Origin of the sequence: Flavobacterium soyae, assembly GCF_021245985.1 — a bacterium.
GTDB lineage: Bacteria > Bacteroidota > Bacteroidia > Flavobacteriales > Flavobacteriaceae > Flavobacterium > Flavobacterium soyae.
On sequence record NZ_JAJQXA010000013.1, the window covers coordinates 101,497 to 119,308 of the forward strand.

A 17,812-nucleotide genomic window follows, 5' to 3' on the forward strand; every position below is an offset into this window, starting at 1 on the left:
TTTTTTAATTTAATTCATAAAACTTACATTTGCTCAAAACAAATAACAATGGCAGGAAATAGCTACGGCACCCTATATAAGGTTACAACATTTGGAGAATCTCATGGTGAAGCTCTGGGCGGAATTATAGACGGTTGTCCATCAGGAATACAACTTGATTTAGAAGCAATTGAGGTTGAAATGTCTCGAAGAAAACCGGGGCAGTCGGCTATCGTAACACAACGAAAAGAACCAGATGCGGTTCAGTTTTTATCTGGAATATTTGAAGGAAAAACTACCGGAACTCCAATTGGTTTTATTATTCCAAATACCAATCAAAAATCAGACGATTACTCGCATATAAAAAATAATTACAGGCCAAGCCATGCAGATTATGTATACGATCAAAAGTATGGTTTTCGTGACTATCGCGGCGGCGGAAGAAGTTCTGCCCGCGAAACAGCAAGCAGAGTAGTAGCTGGGGCTATTGCAAAACAAATGCTTCCTCAAATTAAAATTAATGCCTACGTATCTTCGGTAGGTCCAATTCATTTAGATACACCATATCAGGAATTAGATTTCTCAAAAATCGAAAGCAATCCAGTTCGCTGTCCGGATGAAAAATCGGCAGCCATTATGGAAGAATATATTCGTGATATCCGCAAGCAGGGTGATACTGTTGGAGGTGTAGTTTCATGTGTAATTCAAAATGTTCCGGTTGGTTTGGGAGAACCGGTTTTTGATAAGCTGCACGCTGAATTAGGAAAAGCAATGCTTTCTATTAATGCAGTAAAAGGTTTTGAGTACGGAAGCGGTTTCTCTGGTTCTGAAATGAAAGGAAGTGAACATAACGATTTATATAACCCTGACGGAACTACAAAAACAAATCTTTCAGGCGGAATCCAGGGCGGAATAAGCAACGGAATGGATATTTACTTTAGAGTTGCTTTTAAACCTGTTGCGACTATCATGCAGACTCAGGACTCATTAGATAATAAAGGAAATATTACACCAATGACCGGAAAAGGACGTCATGATCCGTGTGTGGTGCCTCGTGCAGTACCAATCGTTGAGGCGATGGCTGCGATTGTTTTGGCTGATTTTTATTTAATCAACAAAACATATTAATAAAAATAAGACAGTGAGGGTCTTATGTTTTAATAATCAAAAAGTAAATTAATGCAAGTTACAGAAACCAAAAAGAAATCATTTTTATCAGGATTAACCGGGCAGATTATAATTGCAATGGTACTTGGAGCAGCGCTGGGAATTATTATTCATAATTCAATTTCACAAGAGGCAGCAGTATCGTTTAGTAATAAAATAAAAATGCTGGCTACGATCTTTATCAGATTAGTGCAAATGATTATTGCTCCTTTAGTTTTTACCACTTTAGTAGTAGGAATTGCAAAATTAGGCGATATAAAAACCGTTGGGAGAATTGGAGGAAAAGCACTTGGCTGGTTTTTTACAGCTTCATTTATATCTTTATTAATTGGATTATTCTTTGTGAATATTTTAAAACCAGGAGTTGGTTTAAAATTAGATCACGTTGATATGGCTGCAGCTACTGAGGTTACAGCTAAAACTAAAATTTTATCTGTAGAAAATTTTGTTGAGCATATTGTTCCTAAAAGTATTTTTGAAGCAATGGCAACTAATGAAATTTTACAGATTGTGATATTTTCTATCTTTTTTGGATTAGCTGCTGCTTCATTAGGCAGTACTGTAAAACCAATTATAAACGCTTTTGATAAAGCTTCGCATATTGTTTTAAAAATGGTAAACTATGTAATGAACTTTGCTCCAATTGGTGTTTTTGGTGCTATTGCCGGAGTATTTGCCATTAGAGATGCAGAGGAATTAATTATTACCTATTTTAAATTTTTCGGATCATTTTTAGTAGGGATCAGTACCTTATGGGTTGTCTTGGTTGTTGTTGGTTATGTTTTCTTAAAAGGAAGAATGACTGAGTTATTAAAACGAATTATTGGGCCGTTAGCGATTGCTTTTGGAACAACAAGCAGTGAAGCAGTTTTTCCTAAATTAACAGAAGAACTAGAAGATTTTGGGGTAAAAGATAAAATTGTAGCGTTCATGCTGCCGTTAGGATACTCGTTTAACTTAGACGGAAGTATGATGTACATGACTTTTGCCAGTATATTTATCGCTCAGTTTTATGGCGTACACTTAGATTTAGGAACGCAAATGGCTATGCTTTTGGTTTTAATGTTAACCAGTAAAGGTATTGCAGGCGTGCCAAGAGCGAGTTTGGTAATTGTTGCAGCTACTTGCGGGATGTTTAAAATTCCTATTGAAGGTATTGCATTAATCCTGCCAATTGATCATTTCTGTGATATGTTTAGAAGTGCAACAAATGTTTTAGGAAATGCTTTAGCCACTTCGGTTGTTGGGCAATGGGAAAATGGCAAAGAAGAGGATTTGAATATAGCTGAAAAAAAATAATATATCCTTTAAAATATAAAACCGTAACAAGCCTTTGTTTGTTACGGTTTTTTAAATTTTTATACAGTTTGCGGCTGAACAAAAAAGAGCTGCCAATAAACTTATTTAGCAGCTACTTTTCCTTTTCTGTCAGCATCTTCTTCAGGTGCTGTTGTATCACCTCCTGTAATAGTTTTTTGCTGTGCTTTAGTCAATTTTTCTGTTTCTGCAAATTTTAAAAAGTTTTCTAACATAATTTTTTAATTTTAATGCTCCAATCTTCTAAAACACTTGGGGCTTGTGTCTTTTAATTTTGTTAAAAATAGTGTTATTTTTTATTATTGTAATATTTTTATTAAATATTTTATAATGAAGAGTACTTAGCAGGCAGAGATCTTATAATCTTTGAAAGAGTTTTTATTAAGAATATTAAAAAATGTTAGACTAATAAAATATTTAAATATCTTGTTTAGTATTCTATTTTTTTGGATGATACAATTAAAAAATGATTGTTAAATCTTTAGATTATTAAGGTAAATACTGCTATTGTGTATTATTATAATAATGTATATTTGAATAAACATATCCCAAGTTATGCTTCATTATAGATTTTGTTTTTTAATTTTTACTTTTTTAAACATATTTAGTCTTGAGTTACCAGCTCAAAACCATACTGTACCTCTCATAAAAGTTAAAAAATTAACGCAAGAAGCCTGTGACTATTTAGATGAAACTAATTACGAAAAATCCTTAAAAAAATCCGGAATTGCCCTGCAATATGCATTTGATATAAAAAACGACACTTTAATTTCGAGGAACTATAATATAATCGGAATTAATTTTCACGATTTGGGAGAAGTTAATAAGGCTGTGTTTTTTTATAAGAAAGCATTATTCTACGCAGAACGATCTAATATCGTTAGTTTAAGAATGATGATAACCAGTAATTTAGGTAATTTATATTTTTTTGAAAAAAAAATGTATAATGACGGAATTACTTATTATAAAGAATCATTAAAATTTGGCAGGCAGCAAAAATACCTGAAAGAAGTTGCTATAACCAACCTTAATATAGTTTGGTCGTATTTCAAAATAGGAAACTATAAAGAAGGACTGCCGTACTTACAGTATATTAATAAGCACCAAAATGATTTAAAAGGAAAATCGAATGATATTGCTTTAAATTTTTTAAATGGAATGTATTGGGCCAGTGAAAAAGAAAATGATAAAGCAACTACATATTTTCTAAAAGCGATTTCTTATAACAAGTCTAAAGATGATAAACCGGATTTGGCATATGCACATTTAGAGTATTCTAAATTTTTAAGTAAAATAGGAAAACATAAAGAAGCTTATGATAATCTGGTTATATATAATAAAATCACAGGTGAACTTTATAGTCAGGAAAAGCTAAAAAAAGCCTCTATAGCAGGTTTAAACTTAGAACTGGATGAATACAAAAGGCAGATAGAGAAAATCGAAAATGAAAAAACATCCCAGTTACAAAGCCTTAAAAAATCGAGGATTATTGTAATCCTGTTTATTTTGATTTCGTTTATACTGCTTTTCTTAATTGTTACATTAGTTAAGAATATCGGATTTAAGAAAAAACACAATTTGGAGCTTTTAAAAGCCAAAGAAATTGCAGAAGAAGCCTCTTTGCTCAAAACCCAGTTTATTTCTACTATAAGCCACGAATTGCGTACTCCGCTGTATGGTGTTGTAGGGATCACAAATATGCTTTTAGAAGAACATAAAGAATTATCTCAAAGTGAACATCTAAGTGCGTTAAAATTTTCGGCCAGATATTTATTATCCCTTGTAAATGACATTCTGCAAATCAATAAAATTGAAGAGAATAAAGTCGTTCTGGAGAGTTTAACATTTAATATTTCAGATGAGATAACTGTGATCAAAAATTCACTTTCGTTTTTATCTCAAAAAAATAACAATAAAATTAATGTTGAAATTGATACAGCAATCCCTGAATATTTAATTGGGGATAAACTTCGTCTTGCACAAATTTTAATGAATCTGGTTAGTAACGCCTTAAAATTTACTAAAGACGGAGAAGTTGAAATTAGGGTTAAACTGGACAGAATAGAAGGGAAGTTTTATTATTTAAATTTTCTGATAAAAGATAATGGTGTTGGGATTGCTGCTGTAGATCAAAATAAAATATTCGAAAAATTTGTTCAGGTTGGCAGAAAAGAAGAAGACTATCAGGGAACAGGATTAGGTTTAAGTATTGTAAAACGATTATTAGGGCTTTTTGGAAGCTCAATCACTCTGGAAAGCGACCTTGGTGCTGGAACTTCTTTTTCATTTGCCATCCCTTTTGAACACGATCCACTCAAAACAAAGAAGATTATTGAAAATATCGAAGTCGATTTAACTTCAAGTGATATATACAAAATTCTTATTGTCGAAGATAACCTGATTAATCAATTGGTGACCAAGAAAATCATTGAAAAAAATAATTTTGTATGTAAAGTAGTTGATGATGGTTTTGGAGCTCTTTCAATATTAGAAAAAGAACAGTTTGATCTTATTTTAATGGATATTAATATGCCGTTAATGAACGGGTTTGAAACAACAAAAAGAATTCGTCAGCTAGGCATAAAAACTCCAATAGTAGCTTTGACTGCTTTTGATAAAGATGAAATCACAGATGAAGCAATTTCATCAGGGATGAATGACATTATCGTGAAACCTTTTGAGCCGGTTAAGCTGTTTAAGATTTTAAATTACCTCATAAGTGAAGCAAGAAACGCTGGTTAATACCAGCGTTTTTTATTTTGTTTTGAAGCACTAGATTTTCTCGATTTGTGAGCACCGCCGCTTCGGTTTGAATTTTTAGGTTTTTCGCCGGCTTCAGGACTTCCTGCATGCCATGGGTAAGGATGGTCTGTAATAATTTTTACATCGACTTTTATTAATTTCTTAATATCCTTCCAGTAAGGTTCTTCGTCTTTACCGCAAAATGAAATGGCAATTCCGCCATTTCCTGCACGCCCTGTACGGCCAATTCGATGTACGTACGTTTCCGGAATATTAGGTAAATCAAAGTTGATTACATACGGTAATTGATCAATATCAATTCCTCTCGCCGCAATATCTGTAGCAACAAGAACGCCAACTTCTTTATTTTTAAAAGCATCTAAAACACGCTGTCTCGCATTTTGCGATTTGTCTCCGTGAATAGCTTCTGCCGGAATATCTTTTTTGCGCAGTGCTTTTACAACATTATCAGCGCCATGTTTTGTTCTTGAAAAAACCAGCACATTTGATAAATTTTCATTTTTAATCAAATGATATAAAAGGTTTCTTTTTTCTGTTTTGTCGACAAAATAAATGCGCTGTTCAACGTTTTCAGCAGTTGATGAAACCGGAGAAACTTCAACTTTTTCCGGATCCTGCAAAAACATTTCTGCCAATTCGCGAATCGCAATAGGCATTGTAGCAGAAAAAAGTAAAGTTTGTCTGTTTTTAGGAGTAAGTTTTACGATCTTTTTTACATCGTTTATAAACCCCATATCCAGCATTTGATCGGCCTCATCCAGAACTAAAGTGTGTAAATGATTTAAATCAAGAAAACCTTGTTTTTGTAAATCTAATAATCGGCCCGGAGTAGCAACTAAAACATCAACACCATTTTTTAAAGCATCGACCTGCGGATTTTGAGAAACACCGCCAAAAATCGTTAATTGCGTTAAATTGGTATATTTAGAATACGTGTCAAAACTCTGCCCAATCTGCACCGCTAGCTCACGGGTAGGAGTTACAATAAGGGCACGGATTTGTTTGGCTTTTTTTGATGAACCCACAATTCGGTGCAGTTGATGTATAATTGGAATAGCAAATGCGGCAGTTTTTCCCGTACCCGTTTGTGCACAGCCAATTAAATCCCGTCCGGCTAAAACAATCGGAATCGATTTTTCCTGAATTGGAGTGGGATTTAGGTAGCCTTCTTCAAATACGGCTTTTTGTATACTTTTTGAAAGTGATAAATCTTCGAATAACATATCTTATTAATTAAGAACTTTAGTTTTAAGTACTAAATTCTGTGCAAAGATAGGTTTATTCGGTCAATCGTTTATTTGAATCTTCTATTATTTGGGAAATATGTGGCTGCAGACCATTTGCTCTTCAATTAATTTTATCTTTTTCGTTATTTGCTTTTATAAAATCTGTAACCAGATAGCCAATTAATTTTCCAATTAAATTATTGTTTGGAGAATCGGCAAGATCTGGCGCACCTTCACAAATATGCAAATATGCAGCATTTCTATGCTGTGCAAAAAACGAAATAAACTGCCTTAATTCTTCTACCGAAAAACCGCTTATTGTCATAGCGCTGCTGGCAATATTTGGAATTGCGTCTAAATCAATTTCAATTCCAAATGAATCTGTCTTGATAAATTCAAGAGCCAGGGCCATTTCTCTGTCGAAATCTTTTTCTTTGCGAATATTTACGCTGTCATACGTATTGTAGCGTACACGATCTTCGAGTTTTTTAATGATATCTAAAACGCTTTTTGAAGTATAATTTTCGTGAAGCCCAAAAATGAAGTATTTTTTAAGGAAACCTTCTTCATAAGCGTAAGAAAAACCATTTCCGCTGTGACGTCCTTCCAAAATCCTAAAATCAGAATGAGCATCAAAATTAATGGCATTGATTGGTTTTCCTTTGGCTAAAGCCGAACCTTTAATATTTCCGTAAGCATTATTATGACCGCCGCCAATAATAATTGGAATTTTTCCGGCTTTAATTATCGTAAATATGATATGCGAAACTTCTTTATCGATTTTTTCTACTAATTGACTTAGTTTAGAACGATCGTCGATATCATTAAAATCTAATTTTTCGACATCGCGCATTTCTTCGGTAACATCTAAGTGGCCCAGAACTATAATCTGGCTTCCTTTAGAAAATCTGTTATGCTGAATATTTGCAATGCTTTTAATAGCACTTTTCCAGGCAGATGCCGCGCCGGGTCTTCCATAATTCGCCCGCACACCAATATCTTCGGGAATTCCTAACAACACATACTTCGCTTCCGATTCTTGCAAAAATTTGATTTTATCCGCTCCCTTAGGAAGTACAATCATTTTTTCTCCGAATTTTATTTCACCACTACGATGATTTGTGACTTTTGCCAAATCATTGACAGTAAAAGGAACTAATTTCTCCATGAAAAAAATTTATTTTCCAAAAATAATATAATTGTGACAACTTACGTTATTAACTATATTAATTCTTAAATTTGTTATTAAAGAAAATTATTCAATATGGAAAACCCAACGAACAACAACAATTCAAGTCTAAAAGCGGTAATAGCGGTTTTAGCAGTCCTACTAATTGGTAGCTTAGTGTATATTTTTAAACTTTCTTCTGATACTGAAGTGGTTAAAACAGAATTGACAACCTCAATGACAGAAAAAGAATCTGTTATGAAAGATTTACAGGAATTAAAAGCAACTTATGATGCTGCAATTGCTGAAAACACGTCAATGTCTGATGAATTAATTCAGGAAAGAGATAAAGTTGTCGCTTTAATGGCAGATTTAAATAAATCTAAAGGCGACGTTTCTAAATACAGATCTCAAGTTCAGGCAATGCAGGGCAAAATGAAAACTCTTGTTGCTGAGAATGACGAATTGAAAAAACAAAATGGTGTTTTAACGGTTCAGAGAGATAGTACAATTACAGTTTTAGGCGAATCTAAAAAATATAACGAAGTACTTATAGGTCAAAATGAGGAGCTTGCAAAAACAGTTGAAAGAGGTTCTAAATTATCAATTACGAACACTAAGACTGCAGCTTACAAATTAAGAAGCTCAGGAAAACAAGTTGAAACAGACAAAGCAAGCCGTGCTGATGTTTTAAAAATAAGTTTTACAATTGCTGAAAACCAAATTGCAAAATCTGGAGATAAAACATATTATGTTCAGGTTATCGATGCAAAAAACAACGTTTTAGGCGAGAAAAAAACAGAAAGTTTTGGTGACAACTCTTTAACATACAGCTTTAAAACTACTGTAAAGTATGAAAACAAAACTGTAAATGTTACAGAAGATTTACCTGGAAAAGATTTTGCTAAAGGAACATACTTTATCAATGTTTTTGATAATGATGAATTAGTTTCTAAAACTAGTTTCAGCTTGAGATAAATTCTCATCGTCGCTTAAGTAATAATACCACTAAAATATTAAAGGTCTGTGATTTTTCTTCACAGGCCTTTTTTTATGGATTCAATTACAGCTATTTCTTAGCCATATGTTTCCTGTGGTTGAAACCACGAGCTATATTTGAAATGTTATATAAATACAGATGCTTGACATAGGCAGCGGTTTCAACCGTTGCGGATACGCGGTGTTTGATAATACGTTTCCCGTGGTTGAAACCACTGGCTGTATTTGAAATGTTATATAAATGCCAGATGATTGACGTAAGCAGCGGTTTTAACCGTTGCGAATCTTTTTAGTGCATCATATAATTTCACCTTCAATAATAACATCTTCAATCAAATTGCTTCCAAAAGCATAAGGAATTTGATAGTAAGATGAAATTGGTTTGGTTACAATTAAACTGGCTTTTTTACCTTTTGTAATACTTCCGTGTGTATCAGAAAGCCCCATTGCGTAAGCGCCGTTTATTGTTGCGGCATTTATAGCTTCTTCCGGGGTCATTTTCATTTTTATGCATGCAGTTGCTACAACAAAATTCATATTTCCGGATGGAGTAGAACCAGGGTTAAAATCTGTTGCTAATGCCAAAGGCAAACCTGCTTTAATCATTTCGCGTGCCGGTGTATACGGAATGCTTAAAAAATAAGAACAAGATGGTAATGCAACCGGCATCGTTTCTGTATTCTTTAAAGCTTCAATATCTTCTGAGTTCATTATTTCAAGATGATCGACAGAAAGTGCATTAAATTTAATGCCAGCCTGAATTCCGCCAATAGAATTAAACTGATTCACGTGAATTTTTGGTTTTAAGCCGAATTCAATTCCGGCCTGCATAATTTTTTCTGTCTCTTCGACAGAGAAATAACCGCTTTCGCAGAAAACATCTACATAATCTGCTAACTTATTTTGAGCTATTTCAGGAAGCATTTTAGTTATAATTTCATCAATATAACCTGCTTTGTTTTCTTTATAATGTGTTGGAAAAGCATGCGCGCCAAGAAAAGTTGCTTTTATGGAAATTGGATAATTTTGAGCAAGTTTCTTAATTACACGAAGCATTTTTAATTCACCTTCAACAGTTAATCCGTAACCGGATTTTATTTCTACAGCACCCGTTCCTAAGCGCATAACTTCTTCAAGTCGAAGTTTTGACTGTTCGTAGATTTCTTCTTCAGAAGTTTCGTTTAATTTTTTAGCCGAATTTAAAATACCGCCGCCGCGATTAGCGATTTCTTCATAAGTAAATCCATTAATGCGGTCTACAAATTCCTGTTCGCGGTTTCCTGCGTATACAATGTGCGTATGGCTGTCACACCAAGTTGGAAGAACGACGCGACCAGCAGCATTAATAACTTTATCAACTTCGATTTCGGGTAAATTTTCCATCGAACCAAAATCAGCAATTAAATTGTCTTTTATAATTAAGAAAGCATTTTTAATAGTAGGAAGTACTGCCATTTCAGTTCCCGAAACTTTAGGAACAGAAGTTTCACGGACCTGGAGCAGTTCTTTTATGTTTTTTATTAATGTGATCATTGATTAGGATTATTATAAAACACAAATTTCACGAATTTTCACTAATGAATTGTGAAAACTCGTGAAATTTGTATCGTATTATTGGAATTTGGAATTTAAAAATTTGAATATTGTCTCACTATTATTCTGAAACTGTGATTTCAAACATTTTTTCCCAGTATTTACCTGTTACAAAAATTGTTTTAGTTTGAGGATTGTAAGCAATTCCATTTAAAACTTCTGCTTTTGGAGCTTTAATAAATTTGCGTAAATCAGCAAGGTTTAATATTCCTTCAACTGCGCCAGATGTTGGGTTTACAACCGCAATTGCGTCTTTCTGCCAAACATTTACATAGAATTTCCCATCGATTAGTTCTAATTCATTGATTGCTTTAATTTTTGAAGAACCAGAATACACATTGATATAATCGATTAGTTTTTGAGTATTTGGATCCATTTTCCAGATTTTTTCTGTTCCGTCAGAGTGATAAATGTATTTATCATCATGTGTCATTCCCCAGCCTTCAATATCTTTATCGTATTTAAAAGTCTTTTCTAATTTTAAAGTTTTTGCATCGTAGATAAAACCTGTTTTTTCCTGCCAGCTTAATTGGTAAATTTTCCCATTAATAAAAGTAATACCTTCTCCAAAATATTCTTTAGGAAGATCAACCTGCTTAATTACTTTTCCGGTTTTATAATCAACAGATCTAAAGTATGAATCTTCCTTTTGCCCCGTACTTTCAAATAAAACGCCATCATGAAATTCTAAACCTTCAGTAAAAGCTTCTGGGTCGTGTGGAAAAGTATTTACTATTTTGTATTTTAACGCCTTAGGCTGAACGTCTGATACAACTTCAATTCTTTTTGTTGCGTCCGATGAATCACTTCCAAAATAAGCAGTAGCTTTTAAGTATTGATAACCTAATTTTTGATCTTTTAGTTCAAATTTAAATTTCTCAGTTCCTTTTTTACTTCCCACTCTTTTGTCGTTAACAAAGTAAACAATGCTGTCGATTTCTTTCGAATTTAGATTTAAAATTCCGATAGAAACCGCTTCTTTTGGCAGAAAATGCGCTGGAAAAGCAGAATCATCGATAGTAAATAAAGAATTTTCACCTTTTTTTGTGCCGTTACATCCAATTAATGTAATTCCTAATAAAATGACAGTTAGGAAGTTATATTTTTTCATAGTTTAAAATTTGAATAAGCCAATATACAACGATATTTTTATAGCAGCAAAGCTCTTGCAAAAATATAAAAAGATTGTATATTTGCACCGGCAAGTCCTACACGACCAGCTCCTGCAGACTCCCCCAGGATGGGAACATAGCAAGGGTACGTGGTTGAGCGGTGCGATGTAGGTCGCTTGCCACTTTTTATTTTTTAGAATTTGTATAAAAGCAGTCTTCCTTCGGGAGGATTTTTTTATTTTTGGGCCTGAGCGAAGTTAGAAGTTAAGTGTTAGAGGTTAAAAGTTCCGGCACAAAACTCATAACTTAATAACTAAAAACTTATAACTTAAATAATGAGTAAAGTCGTTTTAATTACCGGAGGATCTTCAGGGATCGGAAAATCAATTGGAGAATTCCTGCATGCAAAAGGTTTTGTTGTTTACGGAACGAGCAGAAATCCTGAGAAAGTGTCGAATTCAGTTTTTCCTTTGGTGGCTTTAGATGTTCGAAATGCTGATTCAATTAAAACTGCCGTAAATAAAGTTATTGAAACTTCCGGAAGATTAGATATTGTAATTAATAATGCAGGAGTTGGAATTACTGGGCCTTTAGAAGAAATTCCGATAGAAGAAATCAAAAACAATTTTGAAACAAATTTCTTTGGTCCAATCGAGGTGATGAAAGCTGTTTTGCCGCAAATGCGCAAGCAAAAATCAGGTCTTATTATTAATATAACATCGATTGCGGCTTATATGGGACTGCCTTACAGAAGTGTTTATTCAGCATCAAAAGGAGCATTAGAATTAATTACCGAAGCTTTAAGAATGGAAGTAAAGCAATTTGGAATTGAAATTACAAACGTTGCCCCAGGCGATTTTGCGACAAATATTGCATCTGGACGTTATCATGCACCAGTTTTAAAAGATTCTGCTTATGAAAAGGCCTATGGCAATACGCTTGCAGCAATGAATGAACATGTTGATGCGGGAAGTAATCCGAATGAAATGGCAGAAGCGGTCTTTAAAATCATACAAAAAGACAAACCAAAAGTGCATTACAAAGTTGGTGTATTTATGCAAAAATTTTCAATTGTTTTAAAACGCGCACTTCCGGATAAAGTATATGAGAAAATACTTATGAATTATTATAAACTATAAATAAATGTGAAAAATACATTTATTTGTAACATATAATTTCAAAATGGTTTTGATTTTGAAAAGGTTATTAATATTGATTTTGTAATTTTGCAGCTAGATTTGCGTGAGTGACAGAGTTTTTTATGGAAAAGAAATAAAGATAAAGTACATTCGTCGTGGCGGACACGCTCAAAAAATAAATCAACCAATTTTAATTAAATAGATTATGAAATTTTTTATTGACACAGCTAACCTGGCACAAATTAAAGAAGCACAAGCTTTAGGTGTTTTAGATGGAGTAACAACTAATCCGTCATTAATGGCTAAAGAAGGAATTACCGGAAAAAATAACATTTTAAAGCATTATGTTGACATTTGCAATCTTGTTGAAGGGGATGTAAGTGCTGAAGTAAATGCTCTTGATTATGACGGAATGATTAAGGAAGGTGAGGAATTAGCTGAATTACATGACCAAATCGTTGTAAAACTGCCTATGACTAAAGAAGGAGTTATGGCTGCAAAATATTTTTCTGATAAAGGAATTAAAACTAATGTAACTCTTGTTTTCTCTGTAGGGCAAGCTCTTTTGGCAGCTAAAGCCGGAGCTACTTATGTTTCTCCGTTTGTGGGTCGTTTAGATGATATTTCGACTGACGGATTAAACTTAATTCAGGAAATTAGAGAAGTTTACGATAATTACGGTTACGAAACTCAAATTTTAGCAGCTTCTGTACGTCACACAATGCATATTGTAAACTGTGCTAAAATTGGTGCTGATGTTATGACAGGACCACTTTCTGCAATTTACGGATTGTTGAAACACCCTTTAACTGATATTGGTCTGGCTCAATTCGTAGCTGATTTCGAAAAAGGAAATAAGTAATCCTTAGATAGTTATAAAATTAAAATTGCCTTTTTTCTAACGAGAAAAGGCGATTTTTTTTACTTTTATAGGAAACTTAAATTTTTGATTATGAAAGTAATATTGATAGTTTTATCTTTTTTTGCCGTTATTTCAATAAATGCGCAGACAGCTGAAATATTGAAGAGTGTAAATGATGCCGGCGATGTAGCGACATTTGAATTAGATTGTTCTGCAGCATTTCAGTCTTTGGCAAAAGGGCTTCGGTATAATATTACGAGGCATGAGTTTAAAGGTCCTGAAATGAAAAATACGTATAGACTGCTTCTTGTTATGGACGGATTTTATTCTAAAACCTTAAATAAAGAAATGACAATTTCTGCAGTTTTAAGTGATGGAACCGCTATTGAGGCAAAGAAAATTATCGAAGATGATGGTTTTTTTGATGGAGCCTGTACTTTAAAAATTAAAGACCCGCAAGCTCTTGCAGCAGAGAATATTGACAAAGTTATTGTTCATGCTGATAAAGATGTTGTTTATCAAATATCAGAACAAAATAGAGCTGTTTTTAAGAAGAACCTGAATAATGTTATTAATGCTAAATAGAGGCACAAAGGTTCAGAGATGCAAAGGTTCATAGGTTTTCTTTTTGTAAATAAAAAAATCCAAATTCCTATTATAAAATTGGAATTTGGATTTTTTATATTGGTATTTCTAAAATTTTAGTGACCGCCGCCTTCGCTTTCAACGTGGCTGATTCCTTGTCTTTTTAATATTTTAGGGCAGTAGAAACCATAGAATCCTAAATACGCAAAACCAAGAAGTGGTACTATATAAGAGAAATGTGTCCATGTAATTCCAAAAATCCCTTCAGGTTTGGTAAGGTCAAGATCGCAAATACTTCCCTGAATCAAAGGAATAACTCCCCCTCCAAGAATCATCATAATTAAGAAAGAAGATGCTTTTCCTGTATTTTTAGCTAAACCAGCAATTGCTAAATCAAAGATAGAAGGCCACATGATAGATAAGAATAATCCACCGGAAATAAAGAAGAATTTAGCAATTTCAGGATTTGGATAAGCTAATCCGGCAACCATCATTAATAATCCTGATATTCCGAAAAGCATTAAAGTTTTTCCGGCATTTTTACCTCCCACAAAACTTACTGCTATAAATAATAAAATCCAGATTGGGTAAATATAGAATGAAGAAACATCATGAGCTGCAAAAATATTAGCCCCAATAATTACTCCAAATGCAAGAGCTGGAACTATAAATTTTAATGCAGTATTTACTAAGTTTGAAGTATTAAAAACGTTAACTCCTCCATTCCAGCGTCCAATCATTAAACTTCCCCAATAAAGGGCGATGAATGGGGCAATAGAGTCTTCTAAAATGCTTCCGAATTCACTTGTTTTTAATAAAGCAGGCAGATTACTAATAATGGTAACCTCAGTTCCAACATAAATGAAGATTCCTAACATTCCTAAGTATAATTGAGGATAATCTAAAATGTTGAATTTTTCATGTGCTACTTTAATTTCTTCTTCGTCTTCTTTTACCGGATCTTCAATTTTTGAGAAGTACATAAAAATTGCAACCACAATAAATGCAAATCCTAAGATTGTAAAAGGAAATTTTACTAATTGTAATTTAGATTTAACAACTTCAAGAGGTAATTGAATTTTTGCTACATCTTTTTCAATCGTTTCATATTGTTTAACAAAAGGCTTTACTGAAACTGATGGGTTGTTTAAGTTTTTTGAAATTTCAGCCAACTGTAAATCAATTTGGCCAACTTGCTTAGTTAATGATGAAGATGCTGCTTGTGTGATTTCTTTTGAATCTATATTGTCATTGGAAATTTCTTTTATGTTTTCAGCTATTTCATTTCTTAATTTAGTGAAATCATTTTGTATAATTTCTATTGATTTAAGATCTTTTTTCTTTCCTTCGTCTTTTCCCATTCCAAATAATGCGATCCCTAATAAGATAGCACCAATTGTTGTTCCAAAAGAATTTACTCCTCCTGCTAAAGTTAAACGGTGAGCACCGGTTGAAGGATTTCCCATTTTAATTGCCAATGGATTGGCTACGATTTGTTGAATTGAAAACCCTAATCCTACGATAAATAGTGCGGTTAAAAAGAAAGGAAAACTTCCAAATGAGGCTGCTGGGATAAACAAAAATGACCCGACAGCAGAAAGAATTAATCCTGCAGATAATGTTTTTTTGTATCCAAATTTTTGTAATACGTCTCTTTTTAAAGAAACTAAAAAGAAGATTATCGAACCTACAAAATACGCAGCATAAAATGCCCAGGCAACTAACTGTGATTGTACTTGAGATAAAGTAAATACTTTTTTGAATACTGGAATCAGGATATCATTGGCAGAACCAACAAAACCCCAAAAGAAGAAGACGATTATCAATGAGATAAACTGTCCCCATTTGGTTTGAACATTTTCTGAACTCATAATTGTAATAAGGTTAATTTTTTAATAAAATTGTTTTTTGAAGACCGTAAATATATTTGTTAAGTATATCAAAAAAAAATTATTGATCGAAAATAATGTTAAATTTAAACGAACAACCTTATTTATTCAACAATGTGTTAATTTATATAGAGTTAGAAATGTTAAAATTTTATTCGAGAATTTTGTTTTTTACATCTTTACTATAATTTCTGCCTATTGGAATTGTGTAAGACTGAATTTGAATACGGTTTCCTTCAATAGATTTGACCTTATTCAGCGCAATAACGTAGGATTTATGGATGCGCAAAAAACGATCTCCCGGCAACTCTTCAGATAATGAAGTCAAAGATTTGTGCGTAATATAGGTTTTATCAGGTGTTACAACCTTTATATATTCTTTCATTCCTTCGATAAAAAGAATTTCTTCAATATTAATTTTCATCATTTTTTTATCAACCTTAATAAAAATATGCGAATCGCCTTTGGCTGCATCAATTTTAATATTGTTTTTTAAATTGAATTCGGTTGTAATTTTATTGATACATTTAATAAATCTCGGAAGCGGAATAGGTTTTACTAAATAATCCAGAACATCAAGATCGTAACTTTCGGCAGCAAATTCTCTAAAAGCGGTTGTGATGATAACTTTGGTTTTGTTTTCGATTAAGCTTATCAGCTCAAAGCCAGTCATCATTGGCATATTAATGTCTAAAAAAACGGCATCTACAGAAGTACTGTTTATGAAATCCAGAGCCTCTAAAGAATTATTGAATGTACCGATAACTTCAAAATCTGTAAAATTGTTAAAGTAATTTTGCAGCACTTTGATTGCTAAAGGTTCATCATCAATCAATACACATTTAATTTTCATTATGAATAGGTATTTGCAAACGAATTATATAGTAATTCAGTTTTATTTTATCTTTTAAACTGAAATTATTCTTGTAAATTAATTTTAGTCTCTTCTTTGTGTTAGATAAGCCAATGCCGCCTTTAGGGTTAACATTTTGTGAAATTACAAAATTATTTAAGATTTCAAAGTCTAACATTTTATTGTCAATAACTTTACAATTGATTTTAATTTTAAAGTTATTATTATTTACTCCGCCGTGTTTAAAAGCATTTTCGACCAGCGAAATAAATATTAATGGCGGCACAACAATGTCTTCAATGTTTGATTCTAAATTAATCGTAACTTCTACATTTTCAAAACGGAGCTTTTCAATTTCAATGTAATTCTGGATATAATCTATCTCTTTTATCAGCGGTACAAACTTGGTTCCCTTTACATCATACAGCACATATTCCATCAAATTGGAAAGCTTGATAATTACATCTGGAACTTTATCTGAAGATTCTAAAGATAAGGCGTAAAGATTATTTAAAGTATTAAAAAAGAAATGCGGCTGAATTTGATTTTCAAGATATTTCAGTTTGATTTTAAACTGATTTTCTCTCAGCGATCTGTTTCTTTCCCTTTCGCGAAGCCAGGTTAAGGTTAGGTATACTGATGATGCCATTGCCAAAACATACAATTCGCCAATACAGACTGCTACGATATGATTGATTTCAAAAGGATGATATTCTCTGTTGGCTTCCGGCCAGATATTTTCGGATATAATATAATAGGTAAGGGCAGTTTTTAGTAAATAAATTCCAAATAGGCTAACAATAAGTGCAAGAGTATAGGTAATATACTTTTGTTTAAGGACGTATTTTGGTACTAAAACGAAAAGATTGAAATACACCAAAGGTATATGAAGGGAAAACTCAATCAAGTTCGATTTAAATGAATACGGATAATCGTTGAAGTAAGCTCCCCATCGTAAAAAGTTGAGAGTGAAATAAGAACCCCAAAACCAAATGTGATTTTTAAGTTTTATGTCAAATTTTAATTTTTGAATTTCGTTCAACTTTTTTTAACGTTTTGTTATTATTTGTAAAGCTTTGTAATTACTGTGCAACTTTACACAATTACTGGTTAAATCGCAATTTTTTTGAATAAAATTTTATTAAAAAAAGCTTATTGTA

General features: G+C 32.7%; 15 protein-coding genes and 1 other RNA gene. 8 read left to right on the plus strand and 8 right to left on the minus strand.

Annotated features, from left to right (window positions below; translation table 11 throughout):
* Window positions 1-48: 48 nt before the first annotated feature.
* On the plus strand, window positions 49-1,107 hold the full coding sequence (aroC, locus tag LUU93_RS16565; protein ID WP_232682283.1) for a chorismate synthase: 1,059 nt from the start codon (window positions 49-51) through the stop codon (window positions 1,105-1,107).
* Between the two features lie 51 nt (window positions 1,108-1,158).
* A complete protein-coding gene (locus LUU93_RS16570; RefSeq protein ID WP_232682284.1) occupies window positions 1,159-2,445 on the plus strand; it encodes a dicarboxylate/amino acid:cation symporter in 1,287 nt (428 codons plus the stop codon).
* Between the two features lie 101 nt (window positions 2,446-2,546).
* Here LUU93_RS16570 and LUU93_RS21725 read toward each other — a convergent pair whose 3' ends face one another.
* Complete coding sequence (locus tag LUU93_RS21725; protein ID WP_255669505.1) at window positions 2,547-2,678, minus strand: hypothetical protein; 132 nt, start codon at window positions 2,676-2,678, stop codon at window positions 2,547-2,549.
* Between the two features lie 340 nt (window positions 2,679-3,018).
* On the opposite strand from LUU93_RS21725, the gene LUU93_RS16575 reads away from it, so the two are divergent.
* Window positions 3,019-5,205 carry a response regulator gene (locus LUU93_RS16575; protein ID WP_232682285.1) on the plus strand — a complete coding sequence of 729 codons (2,187 nt, stop codon included), beginning with the start codon at window positions 3,019-3,021 and terminating at the stop codon, window positions 5,203-5,205.
* On the opposite strand, the gene LUU93_RS16580 is transcribed toward LUU93_RS16575, so the two are convergent.
* Together LUU93_RS16580 and LUU93_RS16585 are read right to left on the minus strand one after the other, a co-directional pair.
* Window positions 5,202-6,449: a DEAD/DEAH box helicase gene (locus LUU93_RS16580; RefSeq protein ID WP_232682286.1), complete on the minus strand. Its 1,248-nt coding sequence runs from the start codon at window positions 6,447-6,449 to the stop codon at window positions 5,202-5,204. The genes LUU93_RS16575 and LUU93_RS16580 overlap by 4 nt on opposite strands.
* A gap of 124 nt (window positions 6,450-6,573) precedes the next feature.
* On the minus strand, window positions 6,574-7,620 hold the full coding sequence (locus LUU93_RS16585; RefSeq protein WP_232682287.1) for a formimidoylglutamase: 1,047 nt from the start codon (window positions 7,618-7,620) through the stop codon (window positions 6,574-6,576).
* A gap of 96 nt (window positions 7,621-7,716) precedes the next feature.
* Here LUU93_RS16585 and LUU93_RS16590 point away from each other — a divergent pair, with 96 nt between their 5' ends.
* Window positions 7,717-8,598 carry a DUF8428 domain-containing protein gene (locus LUU93_RS16590; protein ID WP_232682288.1) on the plus strand — a complete coding sequence of 294 codons (882 nt, stop codon included), beginning with the start codon at window positions 7,717-7,719 and terminating at the stop codon, window positions 8,596-8,598.
* 318 nt (window positions 8,599-8,916) lie between these two features.
* Here the strand turns inward: LUU93_RS16590 and hutI are convergent, their stop codons facing one another.
* Both hutI and LUU93_RS16600 read right to left on the minus strand, forming a co-directional pair.
* Window positions 8,917-10,152, minus strand: a complete 1,236-nt coding sequence (hutI, locus tag LUU93_RS16595; protein WP_232682289.1) for an imidazolonepropionase — start codon at window positions 10,150-10,152, stop codon at window positions 8,917-8,919.
* Window positions 10,153-10,273: 121 nt separating this feature from the next.
* Window positions 10,274-11,323 carry a glutaminyl-peptide cyclotransferase gene (locus LUU93_RS16600; protein WP_232682290.1) on the minus strand — a complete coding sequence of 350 codons (1,050 nt, stop codon included), beginning with the start codon at window positions 11,321-11,323 and terminating at the stop codon, window positions 10,274-10,276.
* Window positions 11,324-11,411: 88 nt separating this feature from the next.
* Here LUU93_RS16600 and ffs point away from each other — a divergent pair.
* The 4 genes from ffs (at window position 11,412) to LUU93_RS16620 (ending at window position 13,910) form a co-directional block, all read left to right on the plus strand.
* Window positions 11,412-11,509, plus strand: an RNA gene (gene ffs / locus LUU93_RS16605) — signal recognition particle sRNA small type.
* A gap of 150 nt (window positions 11,510-11,659) precedes the next feature.
* The gene (locus tag LUU93_RS16610) at window positions 11,660-12,463 is read left to right on the plus strand and encodes an SDR family oxidoreductase (RefSeq protein WP_232682291.1); all 804 of its coding nucleotides are present in this window, start codon (window positions 11,660-11,662) and stop codon (window positions 12,461-12,463) included.
* Window positions 12,464-12,668: 205 nt separating this feature from the next.
* A complete protein-coding gene (gene fsa, locus LUU93_RS16615; protein ID WP_071638751.1) occupies window positions 12,669-13,325 on the plus strand; it encodes a fructose-6-phosphate aldolase in 657 nt (218 codons plus the stop codon).
* Between the two features lie 90 nt (window positions 13,326-13,415).
* The gene (locus tag LUU93_RS16620; protein WP_232682292.1) at window positions 13,416-13,910 is read left to right on the plus strand and encodes a hypothetical protein; all 495 of its coding nucleotides are present in this window, start codon (window positions 13,416-13,418) and stop codon (window positions 13,908-13,910) included.
* Window positions 13,911-14,026: 116 nt separating this feature from the next.
* Here LUU93_RS16620 and LUU93_RS16625 read toward each other — a convergent pair whose 3' ends face one another.
* The 3 genes from LUU93_RS16625 to LUU93_RS16635 form a co-directional block, all read right to left on the minus strand.
* Window positions 14,027-15,781 carry an MFS transporter gene (locus tag LUU93_RS16625; protein ID WP_232682293.1) on the minus strand — a complete coding sequence of 585 codons (1,755 nt, stop codon included), beginning with the start codon at window positions 15,779-15,781 and terminating at the stop codon, window positions 14,027-14,029.
* A gap of 169 nt (window positions 15,782-15,950) precedes the next feature.
* The gene (locus tag LUU93_RS16630) at window positions 15,951-16,652 is read right to left on the minus strand and encodes a LytR/AlgR family response regulator transcription factor (RefSeq protein WP_232682294.1); all 702 of its coding nucleotides are present in this window, start codon (window positions 16,650-16,652) and stop codon (window positions 15,951-15,953) included.
* Window positions 16,642-17,694, minus strand: coding sequence for a sensor histidine kinase (locus LUU93_RS16635; RefSeq protein ID WP_232682295.1), 1,053 nt, complete (start codon window positions 17,692-17,694; stop codon window positions 16,642-16,644). The genes LUU93_RS16630 and LUU93_RS16635 overlap by 11 nt, the downstream gene beginning before the upstream one ends.
* Window positions 17,695-17,812 lie beyond the last annotated feature (118 nt).